A 17,346-nucleotide genomic window follows, 5' to 3' on the forward strand; every position below is an offset into this window, starting at 1 on the left:
AGACGCTCACCACGGTCCGCGGCCAGTTCAGAGAATGAATCGCTGCTGATACAGAAACTGAACTAGGAAGCCGCGCGCCGCGGCCCTAAGGTTGCGCCTTCGCTTGTCACGGAGGCCCGCATGACCATCGGCAGCTACAGGCAGTTCTGTCCGGTCGCGATGGCGGCCGAGATATTGTGCACGCGCTGGACCGTCGTGCTGCTACGTGAACTCGTCGCCGGCTCGACCCGGTTCAACGAGTTGCGCCGCGGCGTTCCCCGCATGTCGCCTGCGCTGCTTTCCCAGCGCCTCAAGGAACTCGAAGCTGCAGGCATCATCATCCGCCAGCCGTCGGCTTCCGAGCGCGGCGTGATCGAGTATCAGCTGACCGCTTCCGGACGCGAACTCGGCCCCATCGTCGAGGCGTTCGGCATCTGGGGCCAGCGCCGCATCGAGTCGGATCTGTCGCTTCAGCATCTCGATGTCCAGCTGTTGATGTGGGACATGCGGCGGAATTTGAACACGACGCCGATGCCGACCCGCCGCAGCGTGCTGCAGTTCGCGTATCCGGAATTACCTTCGACGCAGCGATTGTGGTGGCTGATCGTCGATCCCGACGACAGTGTCGATCTCTGCTCGATTGATCCCGGTTTCGACGTTGACCTTTACGTGTCGGTTGATCTGCGCACCATGACGGCGATCTGGATGGGACTCGATTCCGTGCGGGCGGCCGCCGCAAGCCGGCGGATGCTGCTCACCGGCGATCGGCAGCTTGCCGCGGCCATGCAAAGTTGGCTCGGCCTTAGCCCGTTCGCCAAGGAACGCAAGCTGGCGAGCTGATCCAGGGCGGCGCAATTCAGTATTTGTATCGCCCCGCTACAGTTCCCGTACTGGCAAGTCCGCGCCGTGTTCTGGCACCAAGTGATGCCCGCCCTTCAACGCGGAGCTGAACTCGAGCCAGGAGACACGACATGACAGCGTATCTGATCGCGGACATCAAAGTGACTGACGGAAAGTGGGTGCCGGACTACGCCGCGTCCGTCCACGAGCTGGTGCACAAGCATGGCGGCAAGTATCTTTCCCGCAGCGGCAATGTGAAAACTCTTGAAGGTGCCCCTCTCGACACATCGCTGATCGCGATCATGTCTTTTCCCACGGCGAAAGCGGCGGAGTCCTTCGTTACTGATCCCGCCTACGGCCGATTCGCGGCAGCGCGCAGGGGCGGCAGCGAGAGCCGTTTCCAGTTGATCGACGATACGGACTTGGCCGGCACGATCCCCTATCTCGCCAAGGCTTGAACTGCGTCTTCGTCAAAAACCCGGCCGCAGGCGCAGACGTGCCCGGCCAACACAGGAGATCGAATGAACGATTCACTCGCCGGCGCCGGCCTGCTTCGCATGCTTTTCGTAGCTTGCAGCGTGGCCTTCGTGCTCGGACTCTCCGGCGTCGCGTCGGCCCGGGTCACACGGTGCGACATTACGTGGGTCAGCTGCAACAATACCTCTGCGAAATGCTCGAGCGAGAGACGGTGCATGCGCAGGTGCGACGAGAAGTATATCAAATGCAGCGGGGGCTCGGCCTCCCTGCAACTGGAGCAGCCGATCGACCTTCCGGAACTTGGCAGACGCCGCTCGTAGCAGATCGATCCAAGGAGGACAGCGCAGCGCCGGTCGTCGGCGCTGCGCTGTCGTGTTGGCGCTAGCCGGGTGGCCTGCCGCCCACCACAACGCCCGCCCTCTTCTCGATCGGCTTGATCGCCGCGGTGAAATCGGACTCGGCGCCTTCCGTGCTGATGACCGTCTCCCACAACCGGCAGACCGCCTCCGCGACCTCCATCGACAGGCCGAGCTGCTTCATCTCCTCCAGCGCCAGCCGCACGTCCTTCACCATCAATCCCGTGGCGAAGCCGAAGTCGAAGCTGCGCGGCAGCACCGAGCGCGGAAACTTGTCGCGGCTCGCGGTGTTCATGCCGGAGCCGGCATTGATGACGTCGATCATCACGGCGGGATCGAGCCCCGCCTTGACGCCCATCACCACCGCTTCCGAGGTCGCCACGATCGCGGTGGCCGACAAGAAGTTGTTGGCGAGCTTCATGGTCTGCGCCGCGCCGGGCTTCTCGCCAATGAAGAACACTTTCCCGATGACATCGAGCGCGGGCTTGAGCAGCTCGAACTCGGTCTTCGGCCCCGAGACCATTACCGCGAGAGTGCCTTTCTCGGCGCCGCCGACGCCGCCGGAAACTGGGCAGTCGATCTGCACGATGTCATGCTTGGCGAGCAGGCCGTGAATCTTCACCGCCATCGCTGAGCCGACGGTGGAGAGATCGACGAAGCGTTTGACGCGGCTTCCCTCGATCACGCCGTTCGGCCCCGTCGCAACCGCGAGCGAAGCCTGCAGCGAAGGCAGGCTCGCCATGACGGTCTCGACCTGGTCGGCGACGTCCTTCGGCGACGTCGCCGCAGTGGCGCCGCGCGCCACCAGCTTGTCGACGACCTCCTGGCGCGTGTCGAATACGACGAGCCGGTGGCCGGCCTCGATCAGCCGCCGTGCCATCGGGAAACCCATATTTCCGAGGCCGATGAATCCGATGTCCATGGTGTTTCCTTGTGGTGATTATTCGTTGTTGTTGATCGGCCCGTATCCATCCTCGGTGTCTTCCTGGCGAAAGCCAGGACCCATTACCCCAGGGAGACGTTTTGGCGCGAAGTGGCAACTCCGAGTGCCCGTAACCACACCTGCCAGTGGCTATGGGTCCGGCTTTCGCCAGGACGACATGGGGACGTCGCGTCCCCGTCCTTCACGCCGGCACCCCTCACGCCTTGCCGTCGATCTCCGCGAACACCTCGCGTGCGATTCGAAAACTGTCAACCGCGGCCGGCATGCCGCCATAGATTGCGACCTGCATCAGGATCTCGCGGATCTCGTCGCGGCTGACCCCGTTGGTGAGTGCACCCTTCAGATGCGCGCGGAATTCGTGCTGACGATTGAGGATCGCGATCATCGCGATGTTGAGCATGCTGCGGGTCTTGCGCGGCAGCTCCTCGCGGCCCCACACCGTGCCCCAGCAATATTCGTTGAGCATCTCCTGGAACGGACGGTTGAAGTCGTCGACGGTCTTCAGGGCGTTGTTGACATAGGCCTCGCCCAACACTGCTTTGCGGACTTCCAGGCCCTTGTCGTGCATCTTCTTGTCCATGGTGTTTCCTTTGTTTCCTTGGCTGTCGGCGCGGAAATTACGGGGTTGCGGCGGGCCAGTCACGTCCTCGTGTTATGCGGGAAAAGGGGTGTCTCCCGTACAGGAACGGATGCCTCAGTGCTGCCGTTGTGGTACGCTTCTCTACCGGGCAACCTGGAGAGTTGATTGAACGGCGTCACCCCCGACCCGTCAGACCCGATCCGCGATGGCGACGCTCTGTCGCGGCTGAAGCTGGCGCAAGCCCTGCAGCGGGCCACTTATGCCATCGCGTGGGAGCGTGCCTGGCCAAATTTGGCGCGGCTTCTCACCGTCGTCGGTCTGTTCCTGGTGGTGTCCTGGGCCGGCCTCTGGCTGGCGCTGCCGTCCATTGCCCGCGCCATCGGTCTCGTCGTTTTCGCCGGCGTCGCGATTGTCACCCTGTTCCCGTTGAGTCGCTTCCGCTGGCCGAGCCGCGAGGAGGCGCTGACCCGACTCGACCGCGGCTCCGGCATCCGTCACCGGCCGGCCACCACGCTGACGGACACGCTGAGCTCGCAGGACCCGGTTGCGCAGGCCTTGTGGCGGGCGCAGCGTGAGCGCACGCTGGCTTCGATCAAGCGCATCCGCGCCGGTCTGCCGAAGCCCCGGCTCGCTCTGCATGATCCCTGGGCGCTGCGCGCGCTGGTCATGGTGATGCTGGTTGCGACCTTCTTCGCTGCCGGCGACGAGCGTGCGATGCGGCTCGGGGCCGCCTTCCACTGGAACGGCGTGCTGGCCCCGACGAATGTTCGCGTCGATGCCTGGGTCACGCCGCCGCTCTACACCGGCAAGCCGCCGGTCATTCTGTCGGCCGCGAACAAGGAGGCCGCCGCGCTGCCGGCCAGCGGCCCGCTTGCCGTTCCCGCCGGCTCGACCCTGATCGTTCGCTCCTCCGGCGGCAGCCTTGATCTTGTCGTCTCCGGCGGCCTCAAGGAAGTAGCGCCCACCGAAGCCGCGCCCAAGGGCACCAACGAGAAGCATTTTGCCATCAGCGGCGACGGCACCGCGCATGTCCGCGCGCCCTCCGGCCAGCCGCAATGGGCGTTTGCGGCAACGCCGGACCGCGCGCCGACGATCGCGCTGGCCAAGGATCCCGAGCGCCAGGCCCGTGGCGGACTCCAGCTCACCTACAAGATCGAGGACGATTACGGCGTCACCGGCGCCGATGCGCAAATCGGCCTGCGTGCCGCCGATACCAAAGATGGTGTCAAGGATGGCAGCAAGGAGGCCGACACCAAGGCCGCCGCGCGGCCGCTATTCCAGCCGCCGCAATTCCCGCTCGTGCTGCCGAATGCGCGCACCCGCAACGGCGTCGGTCAGACGGTGAAGGACCTCAGCGAGGATCCCTATGCCGGTGCCGATGTCACGCTGACCCTCACCGCCAAGGACGAGGCCGGCAACGAGGCCAAGAGCGAGCCCTTCAACATGCGCCTGCCCGAGCGGCTGTTCACCAACTCGCTCGCGCGCGCGCTGGTCGAGCAGCGCCGCATCCTGGCGCTCGACGCCAACAAGAATTCGGATGTCTACGCCGCGCTCGACGCGCTGATGATCGCACCCGAATTGTTCACGCCGGATGCGGGCTGCTATCTCGGCCTGCGCAGTCTGGCGCTGCAGCTGGAAGCCGCCCGCACTGACGACGCGCTGCGCGATGTAGTGGGAAGCATGTGGGCGTTCGCGGTCACCATCGAGGACGACGGTGTCGCCGGCAGCGTCAACGCCGCGCTGCGCTCGGCTCAGGACGCGCTCAAGCGGGCGCTGGAACGCGGCGCCAGCGAGGACGAGATCAAAGCGCTGACGCAAAAGCTTCGCGAGGCGATGGCCGGCAAGGTGCGCGATCTCGCCCGGCGCGCCGAGCAGAATCCGCTTGGACCCCGGCAGCCTTTCCCGGCAGAGGTTCAGCTCATCCTCGACAAGGCGGTCGAGCTGCGACAGAAGACCCAGCATGCCAAGCCCGAGCAGCTCGAAGAGCTGGCGCAGCAGCAGGACGTCTTGCGCCAGCAGCTGCAGGCCTATCGGAAGTCGGCGAACAGCCGGGCGAAGGGGGCGAGGACGGCGCCAATCAGTTTACGCGGGACCGGAAATGCGGAAGCTAGCGCGCGTGCCAGTCGTGAAGGCGATCTCGATCGCCTGTCTTGCCCTCCTCCTGGGAGGCTTCCCCGCTGCCGTCTCGGCCCAGCAGGACCAGGATCCCGATGCGCTGCTCGATAGCGCGGAAAAGGCGATGCAGGAGTCCGGCGACAGCCTCAGGCAAAAGGGTCCGGACGGAGCCTGAACAATCAATCCGATGCGATTCAGAAGCTCGAGGACTACAAGCGCGCGACGGAAAAGAGCCAATCCTCCAATCGCGATCGTTCCGTCATCACGCAGCGCGATCTCGACGAGCTGTTGAAGCAGATCGAGAAGGCCGCGAAGGAAGGCAATCGCGAGGCGGCCCAGCGCCTGCTCGAGCAGCTCGCGCAGATCATGGAAAACCTCCAGATGGCGCAGCCCGGGCAATCCGGCGACAGCGACATGGAGCAGGCGCTCAACGAGCTCAGCGACATGATCCGCAAGCAGCAGCAATTGCGCGACAAGACTTTCAAGCAGGGACAGGATTCCCGGCGTGAGCGCTCGCGCGGCAAGCAGCAGGGCGACCAGTCGATGTCGGATCTCCAGCAGGATCAGCAGTCGCTGCGCGACCGCCTGAAGAAGCTGCAGGACGAGCTCGCCAAGCGCGGCCTCACGCAGAAGGGGCAAAAGGGCCAGAAGAGCCAGGGCCAGAAGGGGCAAAAAGGTCAGCAGGGCGAGCAGGGACAGCCGGGCCAGGATGGCGATCAGGACGGTGACCAGGGCGATGACGACGGCAGTCTGGACGCCGCCGACGGGGCCATGGGCGATGCCGGCTCGCAGCTCGGCGAAGGCAATTCGGATGGTGCCGTGGACTCGCAGGGGAAAGCTCTCGAGGCCTTGCGCAAGGGCGCGCAGAAGATGGCCGAGGCGATGCAGCAGGGCGATGGCGACGGGCAGGGCGATGGCCCCGGCAATCGGCCCGGCCGTCAGCAGAGCGGCGGCAATCAGACCGATCCGCTCGGTCGCCCACTTCACGGCCGCGATCTGAGCGACGACTACACGGTCAAGATCCCCGGCGAGATCGACGCCCAGCGCGTCCGCCGCATCCTCGAGGAGCTCCGCCGCCGCTTGGGGGACAGCTCGCGCCCGCAGATCGAGCTCGATTACATCGAGCGGCTGCTGAAGGATTTTTGAGTTCTCTGTCATTGCCCGGCTTGACCGGGCGATCCAGTACTCCGACACGGTTGTGATTCAATCGAGAGGCTGCGGCGTACTGGATGCCCCGGTCAAGCCGGGGCATGACAGCGGAATACGTGGCGCCCCGACGCCGCTATCCCTTCTTCGCCGCCAGCGCGTCCGCCACCGCCGTGCGGATGTCGGCGACCGAGAACGGCTTGGTCACGACGTCATGCACCAGCGCATTGAGGTTCGAGGCGCGCTCGCGCTGGTCGGCAAAGCCGGTCATCAGCAGAATGGTCAAATCGGGGAAATCGCGTGCGACGGAAAGCGCCAGCGCGATGCCGTCCATCACCGGCATCTGGATGTCGGTGAGCAGCAGGTCGAACCTGCCGTCCGCGCGCGTGAGGATCTCCAGCGCCTCGGCGCCGTCTTGCGCGGTGACGATCTCGTGGCCGTCCATGGCGATGGCGCGCGCCACCAGCTGGCGCATCAGAATCCTCGTCGTCGGCGATCAGGATCTTGGACATGAGACCAACCTTGGGATCAATCTCGCCACCAACTTTGCCTGCGAGACCTGCGAAATCGATTATACGCTGCCGCCGGCGATGTCGCGCCGGTTGAAGAAGCGAACGTCGATATTGCGGCCCTCCGGCGGCGGCGAGGCCAGGCGCGAGCGGAAGAAGGCGCGCTCGCCGGGCTGTAGCACGGTCTGTTCCAGAACGGCGTTCCAGGCGTAGATTTCCGCGCCTTGCGCGTCGCGCACTGCGAAGCGCAAGCGGGGAATGTCGAGCGGCTTCTTGCCCTGTCCCACGATCACGCCCTCGATCACCAGCACCTGCTTACCGTCTACTGTCTCGCTGGAGAGCTTGACGTCCTTGAAGGCGAGTGCGCGCAGGTTAACTTCGAGGCCAACCATCCTGTAGAAGGCTGCCGTCTGCGGCAGCAGCCGCACCATGTCGCCGCGCCAGATCACCAGCGCCAGGACCAGCGCGCCCATGGCGGCGCAGGCGGTCGGCAGGCCGAAATGGGATTTTCGCGGGGCCGCCGTGGCCTCCGGACGGCGCACTCGCGCGCCGCGGCGACGGCCGAACAGGCCACGGAACCAGGACTGGTGCTGTTCGCCGCCGACTTCCTCCTCAACGGATCGGGCGGCCGCGGACCATTCGTCCTCGGTGTCGGCGGCTTCCTGGTCCGGCCAGTCGCTGGCGATCGAGGGGCTGCCAACGACAGGCGCGTCAGCGGCTCCGTCGTCCTGGGCATAGGAGTTCCATTGCTCGGCGAGATCGGCCTGGTCGTCGGCCCGGCTGGCCGCGGCCATGGCCGGCACAGATGCCTCCTCGATGGCATCCTCGGCATGGGCGACCCACGTTTCCTTGCAACGGGAACAGCGCACGGTCCGGCCGTTCGCCCCAAGGCTCGCGGGCTTGATGGCGTAGGATGTCGTACAATGAGGGCAGACGATATGCATGGACGAGCCTTGATGCATGGACAAGTCTTGACTGTGACACGGTCGTGGAGAACCGAGACGGAAAGATGCTACCAATTATGCTACAGGACGACCGTTAACGAACCGGAAACCATAACGGCCGCAAAACCCGCGGATCGCGTGTGGCGGAGCACAGCCGTGCGGCCCGCGGCCTCTCTCGAACGGAGCTGAGCTTGGTTCGGTTCGAAAATGTCGGATTGCGTTACGGCCTGGGGCCCGAGGTCCTGCGCGACCTCAACTTCCAGATCCCGGCGCATTCCTTCCAGTTCCTCACCGGCCCGTCCGGCGCCGGCAAGACCTCGTTGCTGCGCCTGTTGTTCCTCTCGCATCGCCCGACGCGGGGGCTCGTCAACTTGTTCGGTCACGACATCTCGCAGCTCGGCAAGGACGAGATCGCAGACTTGCGCAAGCGCATCGGCATCGTGCTCCAGGATTTCCGCCTGCTCGATCACATGACGACCTATGAAAACGTGGCGCTGCCGTTCCGCGTGATGGGCCGCAGCGAATCGAGCTACCGCAAGGAGGTCATCGATCTCCTGAAATGGGTTGGGCTCGGCGAGCGCATGGACGCGCTGCCGCCGATCCTGTCCGGCGGCGAAAAGCAGCGCGCGGCAATCGCGCGCGCCGTGATCTCGCGGCCGCAGCTGCTGCTGGCCGACGAGCCAACCGGCAGCGTCGATCCGACGCTCGGCCGCCGCCTGCTGCGGCTGTTCATCGAGCTCAACAAGTCAGGCACCGCCGTCATCATCGCCACCCACGATATCGCCCTGATGGACCAGTACGAGGCGCGACGCTTCGTGCTGCACCAGGGACGGCTGCACGTCTATGAATAGGCCCGACGAGCGCGGCGTGCTGGTCGATCTCGGGCAGGAGGGGCCGCCGCTTCCGGCCCGGGCGCGCAATATGTCGCCGATCGTGCCGCGCGCCTCGATCCACGGCCGCGCGCTGGTCGCCGTTGTCGCCATCATGACCTTCCTGGCCTCGATGACGACCGGCACGGTGCTGCTGGTGAGCGCCTCCGCCGCCGAATGGCAGTCGGATGTCGCGAGCGAGATCACCATTCAGGTCCGGCCGCAGACGGGCCGCGATCTCGAACGCGACACCGCGGCGGTGACCGAGGCCATGCGCGCGCAAGCCGGCATCGTCGAGGTCAAGCCGTTCACGAAGGACGAGAGCGGCAAGCTACTCGAGCCCTGGCTCGGCACCGGGCTGTCGATGGACGATCTGCCGGTCCCGCGCATGATCATCGCGCGCGTGCAGCCCGGCACGGCGCTCGATCTCGGCGCCTTGCGCGCCCGCGTGACCCAGGTGGCGCCAAGCGCCAGCGTCGACGATCACCGCGCCTGGATCGAGCGCATGCGCTCGATGACCAACGCCACCGTGCTCGCCGGTCTCGGCATCCTCGCGCTCGTCATCGTCGCCACCATCATCTCGGTGTCGTTCGCAACCCGCGGCGCCATGGCGGCGAACCGTCCGATCGTCGAGGTGCTGCATTTCGTCGGCGCCGGCGACCGCTACATCGCCAACCGCTTCCTGCGTCATTTCCTCAGGCTGGGGCTGGAGGGCGGCGTGATCGGCGGCGGCGCCGCCATGCTGGTGTTCGGCTTCTCCGAGTCGATTGCAGGCTGGTTTTCGGGCACTCCCGTCGGCGACCAGTTCGCCGCGCTGCTCGGCACCTTCTCGCTGCGGCCATCCGGCTACATCGTGCTCGCGGTGCAGGCCGTGCTGATCGGCGCCATCACCGCGGTCGCCTCGCGCCAGACGCTGTTCGCGACGCTGAATGATGTCGATTGAGATGGTTTTCTTCCTTCTCTCCTTGTGGGAGAAGGTGGCGCGAAGCGCCGGATGAGGGGTTCTATCCACGTGCACGAACGTCGAGGCGAGTTCGCGGAGACATACCCCTCACCCGTCTCGCCGCTATCGCGGCGAGCCACCCTCTCCCACAAGGGGAGAGGGGAAATCTGGTTCGCGGCCCCAGCGCTTCGCCACATAGTTTGAGGCCGACAAACCGGACTCCACTTCGCCTCAAAACGTCCTAAAATCACCTCTGGGAAGGGATCACCGACATCGCATGAGCGCGCCGACCGCCGATCGATCGCCGAAACTGCCGCGCGGGTGGCTGCGCGCGGCCGTGATGTCGACGATTGCGCTCGCCTTCGTCGGCGCGGCGGCGGGCTTTATTGCGTTTCTGTCGCAATTGCGCGGCGCCGAGATCGCGCCGGACCGCGAGGCGGACGGCATCGTGGTGCTCACCGGCGGCTCCTCGCGGGTGTCGGATGCGATGGAGCTGCTCGCTGCCGGCTACGGCAGGAGGCTCCTGATCTCCGGCGTACACCCGACCTCGACGGCGAGCGACATCTCCCGGACGCTGCCGGAGAACCAGTCTTTCATGCGTTGCTGCGTCGATCTCGACCGCACCGCGGTCTCGACCCGCGGCAATGCCGCGGAAGCGCGGCGCTGGGCCGCGGGACGCGGCTTCAAATCGCTGATCGTGGTCACCTCGAACTATCATATGCCGCGCGCGCTGGTGGAATTCTCGCATGCGATGCCGGAGGCGACACTGATCCCGTTCGTGGTGGTCGGCGACAAATGGCGCGACGAGCCGTGGTGGACCTCGGCGTCCACTTTGCGGCTGCTGCTGTCGGAATATGTCAAGTATATCGCGGCGGAGGTCAGGGTGCGGCTGGAGGATTTCGGGATTGACCTTTCGCCCGAGATGTCGGAGCAGCCTTCCGGGCTGCAGGCGAAGCGGCCCGCCACCGCACAGGCCAATTGATCGGCAACTGATCGGCAATTGATCGGATCCTCGATGTTCTTGATTTTCCTGCGATCGCTCGTGTTCAACGTGCTGTTCTACACCGTGCTGGTGTGCCTCGCGATCGTGGCGCTGCCGACCTTCGCATTGCCGCCGCGCGCCATGCTCACGGTCGCGCAATGGTGGGCAAAGGCGACGCTGTTTCTGATGCGGGCTGTCTGCAACATCAAGGTGGAATTCCGCGGCCTCGAAAAGATCCCGAGGGGACCATTGGTCGTTGTGGCGAAGCACCAGTCGTTCTGGGAGACGTTCGTCTTGCCGGGCTTCTTCGACCGTCCGATTTTCATCCTCAAGCGTCAGCTCATGCAGATCCCGGTGTTCGGCCAGTTCCTGGTCAAGACCGGGATGATCGCGATCGACCGCAATGCCGGCGTCAAGGCGCTGCTGGACATGACGCGGCGGGCGCGGGAGGCCGTGCGCAGCGGCGGGCAGCTCGTGATCTTTCCCGAAGGCACGCGCCGCGCCCCGGGCGCGCCACCGGACTACAAGAGCGGCTTCGCGCAGATCTATTCGTCCTGCGGCGCGCCGTGCCTGCCGATCGCGCTCAATTCCGGCCTGTTCTGGCCGCGCCGCACCTTCATGCGCTATCCCGGCACGCTGGTGGTGGAATTCCTCGATCCGCTGCCGCCGGGCTTATCCAAGGACGAGTTTCTCTCCCGTGTGCAAACGGTGATCGAAGACGCGACCGGCCGCCTCGTCGAAGCGGGCCGCAAGGAGCAGGAGCAGCTGATCGGCTCGGCGCCGAGCTATGCGCCGTCGGAGAGCTAGCGGTTTTCCCGATCGTCCGCCGGAGCCGGCGCGTGCGGAGAATGCGCATCACCATGCAGCATCGTGGCAAGCTGATGCAGGGGCGCATCGCGAAAACCTTCGGCCTCGATCGCCTTCGCCGTCGCGGTCACGTAGTCGCGGTTGGCGCCGGACTGGCCGTGGCCCTGGATCACGTGGCGATGCTGGTCGGTGAGCGACAGCCGGCCGGCATATTGCACATGGCCTCGGTCGACGACATAGGCGAGCGCGGAGACGCGCTGACGCGCGTCGTTCTCCAGCCACACCGAGCGCATGACCTCGCGATAGACCGACGTCACCTGCTCGCGCGCGCGCAGATAGGCGACGACGTCGGCGCGGTTCTTTTCGGCGACGCGGAAGGCGATGCCGCGGCAGGCGCCGCCGCGGTCGAGGCCGAGCACCAGACCCGGCTTCTCCGGCGTGCCACGATGCACGAAGGAATAGACACAGAGCGCGCGATGCTCGCCGACCAGCCGCGCCGGGACACGCTCCTCGAATTCGAAGCCCGGCCGCCACATCAGCGAGCCGTAGCCGAACACCCAGAGGTCGCCTTTGGCAGTGGTGACGGAGGGGAGGGTAATTTCCGACATTTCGGGCACGGCTACCAGAACCGCGCCCCCAAGCGAAGCGAATTCTCTGCCTTTCGGAGCAAGCCAACCTCGCTTACATTTGCCATCATCAGAGGTCAAAGGGTCGCCGTATGTCCGATATGACCGTTGCCGCGCGCCGGCGCTCCCGTTGGGGCCTTTTCATCGCCCCTGTCATCCTCCTGATCCTCGCGGTGGCGTGGAGCTGCTTCTGGTTCTATGCGGCGTCGCAGGCCGAAATCGCCGCGGACGCCTGGCGCGCGCAGGAGGCCAAATCCGGCCGCGTCTATGATTGCGCCAAGCGCTCGATCGCGGGCTTCCCCTTCCGCTTCGAGGTCCGGTGTTCGGGCGCCAGCGTCGCCCTGGTGTCGCAGAACGCCAGCAAGACGCCGTTCACGGCGAAGCTCGACAACATCCTGGTCGTCGCCCAAGTCTACGATCCCAAGCGCGTCATCGCCGAATTTACCGCACCCGCGACGCTCACTGACGGCGTCACGCAGAGCACCTTCGTGGTGAACTGGAGCAAGGGTCGCAGCAGTGTGGTCGGCCTGCCCGCCGTGCCGGAGCGCGCTTCCATCGTGTTCGAGGAGCCGACCGTCAATCGTGTCGACGGCAGCATGCAGGTGCCGCTCGCGCGCGCAAAACAGGTCGAGCTGCATGGACGCCTTGCGGATGGATCTCCGTCCGATCATCCCGTGATCGAGACCGTGCTCCAGATCGCGCAGGGCAGCGTCCAGGGCGTTCATCCGCTGCTCGCCGAGCCGTTCGAGGCCGACACGCGGGCGAAGATCACCGGACTGTCCGACCTCACGCCAAAGCCGTGGCCGCAGCGCTTCCGCGAGATCCAGGCCGCCGGCGGCCATATCGAAATCGTGCAGTCCCGGATCCAGCAGGGCGAGATGATCGCGGTTGCGGCCGGCACGCTCGGGCTCTCGGCAAACGGCCGTCTCGACGGCGAATTGCAGATGACCGTGACGGGCCTGGAGCGCGTGATCCCCGCGCTCGGCATCGAGAAGATGCTGGAGGAGGGGTGCCGCAGGCGACCCTCGATCGCGTCGCGCCCGGCGTGAAGTCGCAGGACCTCAACAATCTGTTCGGTGCGCTCGACCGTGCCGTTCCCGGCCTCGGCAAGGTCATCAAGCAGAACGCCAATGCCGGCGTTGCCGCCGGCATCAATTCGATCGGCACCGAGAGCACGCTGGAAGGCAAGAAAGCTCGCAGCTTCCCGCTGAAGTTCGTCGACGGCGCCGTGCTGCTCGGCCCGGTCAAGGTCGGCCAGATCCCGCCGCTGTATTAAGGTCGTGAATTCATAAACCTGCCGGGCGGACAGCTCGGTCCGTCTGATGCGTTCGAAACTGTGAACAGATCGCTTCTGCGAAGAGCTTCTTGTCGGCGCCGGTGACGCAACCTGCGAGGTTCTCTCCTGCGTCGGGCGAGGAGTGCGTCAGCGCGTCTGGACAGGTAGCGTTCTGCCGCCCTATTGAAGACCAACTGACGGCTCTAAGGTCGCGGCCAAATTATCTGGGGTTCGGGGGAAACAATGCGCGCGTTGAATTGTCTCGTGGCAGCATCGCTGCTCGTTGCCTCGCTTCAGACCGCAACCGCCAAGGATAGCGAACATTGGGTGGTGTCCTGGACGGGCGCGGTTCAGGGCCCATACCCCGTCGGCAATCCGTCAGCCCAGCCCGAACAGAAATTCGCGTTTCCCGAGCCTGCGGCCGGTGCGCGGGACCAGACCTTTCGCCTGATCGTGCGGCCGGATATCTGGGGCCGTCAGGCCCGCATCCGGCTCAGCAACGCCTTCGGCACCAAACCCGTCACGTTTGACGGCGTTTACGTCGGCCTGCAGTCGGGCAGTGCCGCGTTGATCCGCGGCTCCAACATTCCGGTTACGTTCGCCGGCACGGCTTCCGTTACGGTGTCGCCGGGGAATTCGGTCTGGAGCGATGCGATCGCGCTGCCGTTTGCAAAGCGGCCCGATGACCTCGCCGGCCGCCGGCTTGCGGTCAGTTTTCATGTCGCCGGCCAGAGCGGCCCGATGACCTGGCACGCCAAAGCGCTGACCACCTCCTATGTCAGTGCGCCCGGCGCCGGCGCGAAGGGCGCCCTGGAAGACGAGGCTTCCTTCCCCTATGCGACTGCGTCATGGTTCTTCCTCGATGCGATCGAGATGACTGCGCCTGCCGATGCCTTCGCCATCATGGCGTTTGGGGATTCGATTACCGACGGGACCGCCTCAACCATGAATGGCGACGATCGCTGGCCCAACGTGCTGTCGCGTCGCCTGAAGGCGGTCTACGGCAACAAGGTTGCCGTAGTGAATGGCGCATCGGTGGCAACCAAATCGCAGGCCCGGCCGAATATGGTCCCGACAAACCGTACGCGGGCGGCCCCGCTTCGGGCCAGCGGCTCGAGCGTGACGTGCTGTCGCTGTCCGGCATATCGAGCCTGATCTGGCTGGAAGGTATCAACGATTTCAGCAAGAACGGCAATTTTACCGCCGACCAAGTCATCGCCGCGATGAAGGATGGCGTCGCGAGGCTACGTGCGAAATGGCCGCAAGCCCGGATCATCGGCGCCACCGTCGTTTCGGCATTGGGTAGCACCAGCGCGGCACATGGTTTTCCCGAGCAGGATGACAAGCGCAAGGCGCTCAACGCATTCATCCGTAGCTCGGGGACATTCGACGGTGTAATCGATTTTGATCGGGCGACGCTCGATCCGGCCTCGGGTGGCCTCAAGCCGGAGTTCGTTCCCGAAAGCACGACTGGTGGCGCCGGCGACAAGCTTCATCCCAACCGCACCGGATATCTGGCGATGGGACAGGCCATCGACCTCGATCTGTTCAAGCCGGGAAAGATTAGTCGTAGCGCGAAGCAGTAGGATGGATTCAGAGTCTCCTCTCCCCATTCATCGCCCTCAGCTGTCGTAACTCCCTCCATGCGGGTTACGAGCTGAACTCACGGCCGCTTCGCCGGATCGTGATGACTGGCTGGGAATGCCGAGCCGCAAACTCCGCTCTCTCTCCATGTCGGCCGCACGATGATGCGGTCGCCCAGGCAGGAGAGATATCATGATCAAGTCCAGGCTGTTCATTGCCGGTATCGCCATCTCGACCACGCTCGCGACGCCCGCGTTCGCGCGGTGGCAATGGCAGTCGCAGGAGCCGGCAGCATACGCCTCGATGTATCCGAACGGTGATCGCAACGTCTCGAATCCCACGACGCGGGAGACGATGGCCTTCGTCCCCTCGCCGAAATCACCGAGCCCAACGGTGATGCGCGCGACCAAGGGCAAATAGCCGCCATCCACCACTTGGCCGTCGCGAACTGGGCCCGGTCATGTCCCGGCCGGGCCCAATGCGCGTTGCCTTGAACGAGGCCTTGAAAAGTTGCCTTGGACAATCGCGACAGTCGCGCGTGCGGATCGACAGCCAACGAAAATATTCCAAACAGGATCGTCAGGAAAACGTGATGCAGAAGATGCACGGCGCCGCGAATAACCGCAGCCGCATTCAAATCACTCCACACCAGGGAAGCATGCATGCGCCGGAGATGGCGCGCGGAATCCAATCCGCTTCCCAAATGGAGGAAGCTTCAAGTGCGGATCATCAATTGCGGACTGATGCTGGGTATTCTCGCTGCCTGTTCAGGGCAGGCGCATGCCGACGACAATGTCACAACTGAAATCCACTCGCTGAAGGCGAAGCTGAAGGAGCTCCAGCAGCGCGTGGACTCCGAGGCGCGCAAGACGCGACAGGGTGAAGCGCAGGCGAAGGCCGTTCAGTTACCAGCAAGTTACAAGGCGCTCGCCGCCGATCCATGTGCGGCCGGCAAGGTCTGCTACAAGGGCGTGACGTTGACCTTCGGTGGCTGGGTCGATCTCACCGGCGTCTACCGCTCGCGCAATCTCGCTTCCGATACCGGCTCGGTCTACAACTTCATCCCCTATCAGCAGAGCCGCAACTTCAACATCCCGGAAACGCGCTTCTCGGCACGTCAGAGCAGGTTCTCGGTGCTGGCCGAGGGCAATGCCGATGCCGACACGCACCTCGCGGGTTATGGCGAGATCGATTTCGAAGGTGCGGCTCAGACGGCGAGCTCGGTTGCGACCAACTCGTTCAATCCGCGCATGCGGCAGCTCAGCCTGGAACTGGACCGCAGTGATCTCGGTCTTCACTTCCTCGCCGGGCAATCCTGGTCGCTGAACGCGCCGACCAAGTCCGGCATCGATCCTCGTGGCGTCGATGCGCCCGGCGTGATCGACTTCGAATCCGTTCCGGGATTTCTTGCGGCACGGCAGCCCGGGCTGCGCGTCTGGCAGGACATCGGACCAGAGTTCAAGCTGGCTGCGTCGGTCGAGAATGCCCAGACAGCGTTCTTCGGCGGCAATGTCCCGGCCGTCGGCACACCCGCCATCGGACCGCAGGGCGTGCTGAACCCCAACCTTCAGGTCAATCTGACCGGTCCCGGCGGCAGCTTCTTCAACAACCTCAACAACGTCGGCCTGAATCAGGTGCCCGACGTCACGGTCAAGGCCGCCTGGGACCCAAGGCTCGGGCCTTATAAGTTGCATGTCGAGGGGTGGGCGCTCTACCGCCAGTTGTCCGACCGCTTCAACAACGCCAACCACACCTACGACACAGGAAGCTTTGGTGGACACATCTTCGCCGAGCTGATTCCGAAAACCCTCGATCTTCAGCTCTATGGCTCGCACGGCGTGCTGGGCCGCTTCACGGCAACACCGTTCCCCGACGCGGCGGTGGCGCAGGACGGCACCATCCTCCCGCTGACGATCACGGCGGCCGCCGTCGGCCTGATCTGGCACGCGACTCCCAGCCTCGATGTCTACTCCTATGCAGGCCTCGAAAAGGCCAAGGCGAATTTCGCCAATGTTGGAACGGTGCCGTTCGGCTACGGCAATCCGCTCTACAACAACACCGGCTGCTTCACCGAAAACTCGGCGGGCGCGACCTGCAACGGCAACACCAGGGAGGTTCGGCAGATCACGGCCGGGATCTACGACACCATCTACCAAGGCAATTTCGGGACGCTCAAAGCCGGCCTGCAATATTCCTACACGCAACGGTTCGCGTTCGCCGGCGTCGGCGGCGCGCCGAAGACCGACGACAACGTCGTCATGACGCAGATCCGGTACTACCCATTCTAGTCACGGAGCCACGCAGGCTCGTAGCCCGGATGGAGCGAAGCGCGATCCGGGAATCCTGCCTCAAGCGACGGAAGTCCCGGAT

15 protein-coding genes and 3 pseudogenes are annotated in these 17,346 nt (G+C 64.9%); 13 read left to right on the top strand and 5 right to left on the bottom strand.

Annotated elements, in window-relative coordinates; all coding sequences use genetic code 11:
* Positions 1-120 precede the first annotated feature (120 nt).
* Together AB3L03_RS21310 and AB3L03_RS21315 are read left to right on the top strand one after the other, a co-directional pair.
* The gene (locus AB3L03_RS21310; RefSeq protein WP_018453247.1) at positions 121-819 is read left to right on the top strand and encodes a helix-turn-helix domain-containing protein; all 699 of its coding nucleotides are present in this window, start codon (positions 121-123) and stop codon (positions 817-819) included.
* Positions 820-950: 131 nt separating this feature from the next.
* Complete coding sequence (locus AB3L03_RS21315; RefSeq protein ID WP_018453248.1) at positions 951-1,277, top strand: DUF1330 domain-containing protein; 327 nt, start codon at positions 951-953, stop codon at positions 1,275-1,277.
* A 400-nt stretch (positions 1,278-1,677) separates the two neighbouring features.
* Here AB3L03_RS21315 and AB3L03_RS21320 read toward each other — a convergent pair whose 3' ends face one another.
* Together AB3L03_RS21320 and AB3L03_RS21325 are read right to left on the bottom strand one after the other, a co-directional pair.
* The gene (locus AB3L03_RS21320; protein ID WP_018453250.1) at positions 1,678-2,574 is read right to left on the bottom strand and encodes an NAD(P)-dependent oxidoreductase; all 897 of its coding nucleotides are present in this window, start codon (positions 2,572-2,574) and stop codon (positions 1,678-1,680) included.
* A 217-nt stretch (positions 2,575-2,791) separates the two neighbouring features.
* A complete protein-coding gene (locus AB3L03_RS21325; RefSeq protein ID WP_007597318.1) occupies positions 2,792-3,175 on the bottom strand; it encodes a carboxymuconolactone decarboxylase family protein in 384 nt (127 codons plus the stop codon).
* Positions 3,176-3,340: 165 nt separating this feature from the next.
* Between AB3L03_RS21325 and AB3L03_RS21330 the strand changes: the two genes are divergently transcribed.
* Positions 3,341-5,401, top strand: coding sequence for a TIGR02302 family protein (locus AB3L03_RS21330; RefSeq protein WP_368506995.1), 2,061 nt, complete (start codon positions 3,341-3,343; stop codon positions 5,399-5,401).
* Positions 5,402-5,536: 135 nt separating this feature from the next.
* A pseudogene (locus tag AB3L03_RS21335) lies at positions 5,537-6,436 on the top strand (DUF4175 family protein); the annotation flags it as partial.
* 136 nt (positions 6,437-6,572) lie between these two features.
* Here AB3L03_RS21335 and AB3L03_RS21340 read toward each other — a convergent pair.
* Positions 6,573-6,948: pseudogene (locus tag AB3L03_RS21340) on the bottom strand (response regulator).
* 59 nt (positions 6,949-7,007) lie between these two features.
* Entirely contained in the window at positions 7,008-7,889 is an 882-nt protein-coding gene (locus AB3L03_RS21345) for an MJ0042-type zinc finger domain-containing protein (RefSeq protein WP_368506996.1), read from the bottom strand.
* Between the two features lie 191 nt (positions 7,890-8,080).
* Here AB3L03_RS21345 and ftsE point away from each other — a divergent pair, with 191 nt between their 5' ends.
* The 4 genes from ftsE (at position 8,081) to AB3L03_RS21365 (ending at position 11,490) form a co-directional block, all read left to right on the top strand.
* Positions 8,081-8,740 (top strand): cell division ATP-binding protein FtsE, encoded by a 660-nt coding sequence (gene ftsE, locus AB3L03_RS21350; protein ID WP_008135325.1) that lies wholly within the window; start codon positions 8,081-8,083, stop codon positions 8,738-8,740.
* Positions 8,733-9,701 (top strand): ABC transporter permease, encoded by a 969-nt coding sequence (locus AB3L03_RS21355; RefSeq protein ID WP_007597308.1) that lies wholly within the window; start codon positions 8,733-8,735, stop codon positions 9,699-9,701. Before ftsE ends, AB3L03_RS21355 begins: the two co-directional genes overlap by 8 nt.
* A 277-nt stretch (positions 9,702-9,978) precedes the next feature.
* A complete protein-coding gene (locus AB3L03_RS21360) occupies positions 9,979-10,683 on the top strand; it encodes a YdcF family protein (protein ID WP_204512472.1) in 705 nt (234 codons plus the stop codon).
* Positions 10,684-10,716: 33 nt separating this feature from the next.
* Positions 10,717-11,490, top strand: coding sequence for a lysophospholipid acyltransferase family protein (locus AB3L03_RS21365; protein ID WP_368506997.1), 774 nt, complete (start codon positions 10,717-10,719; stop codon positions 11,488-11,490).
* Here the strand turns inward: AB3L03_RS21365 and AB3L03_RS21370 are convergent.
* Positions 11,487-12,098, bottom strand: a complete 612-nt coding sequence (locus tag AB3L03_RS21370) for a gamma-glutamylcyclotransferase (RefSeq protein WP_368506998.1) — start codon at positions 12,096-12,098, stop codon at positions 11,487-11,489. The genes AB3L03_RS21365 and AB3L03_RS21370 overlap by 4 nt on opposite strands.
* 110 nt (positions 12,099-12,208) lie before the next feature.
* Between AB3L03_RS21370 and AB3L03_RS21375 the strand changes: the two are divergent.
* The 5 genes and pseudogenes from AB3L03_RS21375 (at position 12,209) to AB3L03_RS21395 (ending at position 17,264) form a co-directional block, all read left to right on the top strand.
* Positions 12,209-13,392: pseudogene (locus AB3L03_RS21375) on the top strand (DUF2125 domain-containing protein).
* Positions 13,393-13,656: 264 nt separating this feature from the next.
* Entirely contained in the window at positions 13,657-14,547 is an 891-nt protein-coding gene (locus AB3L03_RS21380) for a hypothetical protein (RefSeq protein ID WP_368506999.1), read from the top strand.
* The gene (locus tag AB3L03_RS21385) at positions 14,517-14,978 is read left to right on the top strand and encodes a GDSL-type esterase/lipase family protein (RefSeq protein ID WP_368507000.1); all 462 of its coding nucleotides are present in this window, start codon (positions 14,517-14,519) and stop codon (positions 14,976-14,978) included. Before AB3L03_RS21380 ends, AB3L03_RS21385 begins: the two co-directional genes overlap by 31 nt.
* A 190-nt stretch (positions 14,979-15,168) precedes the next feature.
* Positions 15,169-15,396: a hypothetical protein gene (locus tag AB3L03_RS21390; protein WP_368507001.1), complete on the top strand. Its 228-nt coding sequence runs from the start codon at positions 15,169-15,171 to the stop codon at positions 15,394-15,396.
* A 299-nt stretch (positions 15,397-15,695) separates the two neighbouring features.
* A complete protein-coding gene (locus AB3L03_RS21395) occupies positions 15,696-17,264 on the top strand; it encodes a hypothetical protein (RefSeq protein WP_368507002.1) in 1,569 nt (522 codons plus the stop codon).
* The last annotated feature ends 82 nt before the right edge of the window (positions 17,265-17,346 follow it).

Source organism: Bradyrhizobium lupini (assembly GCF_040939785.1).
Lineage (GTDB): Bacteria > Pseudomonadota > Alphaproteobacteria > Rhizobiales > Xanthobacteraceae > Bradyrhizobium > Bradyrhizobium canariense_D.

Excerpts from the sequence above, each read along its gene's own strand:
- AB3L03_RS21370 (WP_368506998.1), bottom strand. The coding sequence starts at position 12,098 with ATGTCGGAAATTACCCTCCCCTCCGTCACCACTGCCAAAGGCGACCTC.
- AB3L03_RS21365 (WP_368506997.1), top strand. The coding sequence starts at position 10,717 with ATGTTCTTGATTTTCCTGCGATCGCTCGTGTTCAACGTGCTGTTCTAC.
- AB3L03_RS21345 (WP_368506996.1), bottom strand. The coding sequence starts at position 7,889 with ATGCATATCGTCTGCCCTCATTGTACGACATCCTACGCCATCAAGCCC.
- AB3L03_RS21325 (WP_007597318.1), bottom strand. The coding sequence starts at position 3,175 with ATGGACAAGAAGATGCACGACAAGGGCCTGGAAGTCCGCAAAGCAGTG.
- AB3L03_RS21355 (WP_007597308.1), top strand. The coding sequence starts at position 8,733 with ATGAATAGGCCCGACGAGCGCGGCGTGCTGGTCGATCTCGGGCAGGAG.
- AB3L03_RS21390 (WP_368507001.1), top strand. The coding sequence starts at position 15,169 with ATGATCAAGTCCAGGCTGTTCATTGCCGGTATCGCCATCTCGACCACG.
- AB3L03_RS21315 (WP_018453248.1), top strand. The coding sequence starts at position 951 with ATGACAGCGTATCTGATCGCGGACATCAAAGTGACTGACGGAAAGTGG.
- AB3L03_RS21310 (WP_018453247.1), top strand. The coding sequence starts at position 121 with ATGACCATCGGCAGCTACAGGCAGTTCTGTCCGGTCGCGATGGCGGCC.
- AB3L03_RS21360 (WP_204512472.1), top strand. The coding sequence starts at position 9,979 with ATGAGCGCGCCGACCGCCGATCGATCGCCGAAACTGCCGCGCGGGTGG.
- AB3L03_RS21320 (WP_018453250.1), bottom strand. The coding sequence starts at position 2,574 with ATGGACATCGGATTCATCGGCCTCGGAAATATGGGTTTCCCGATGGCA.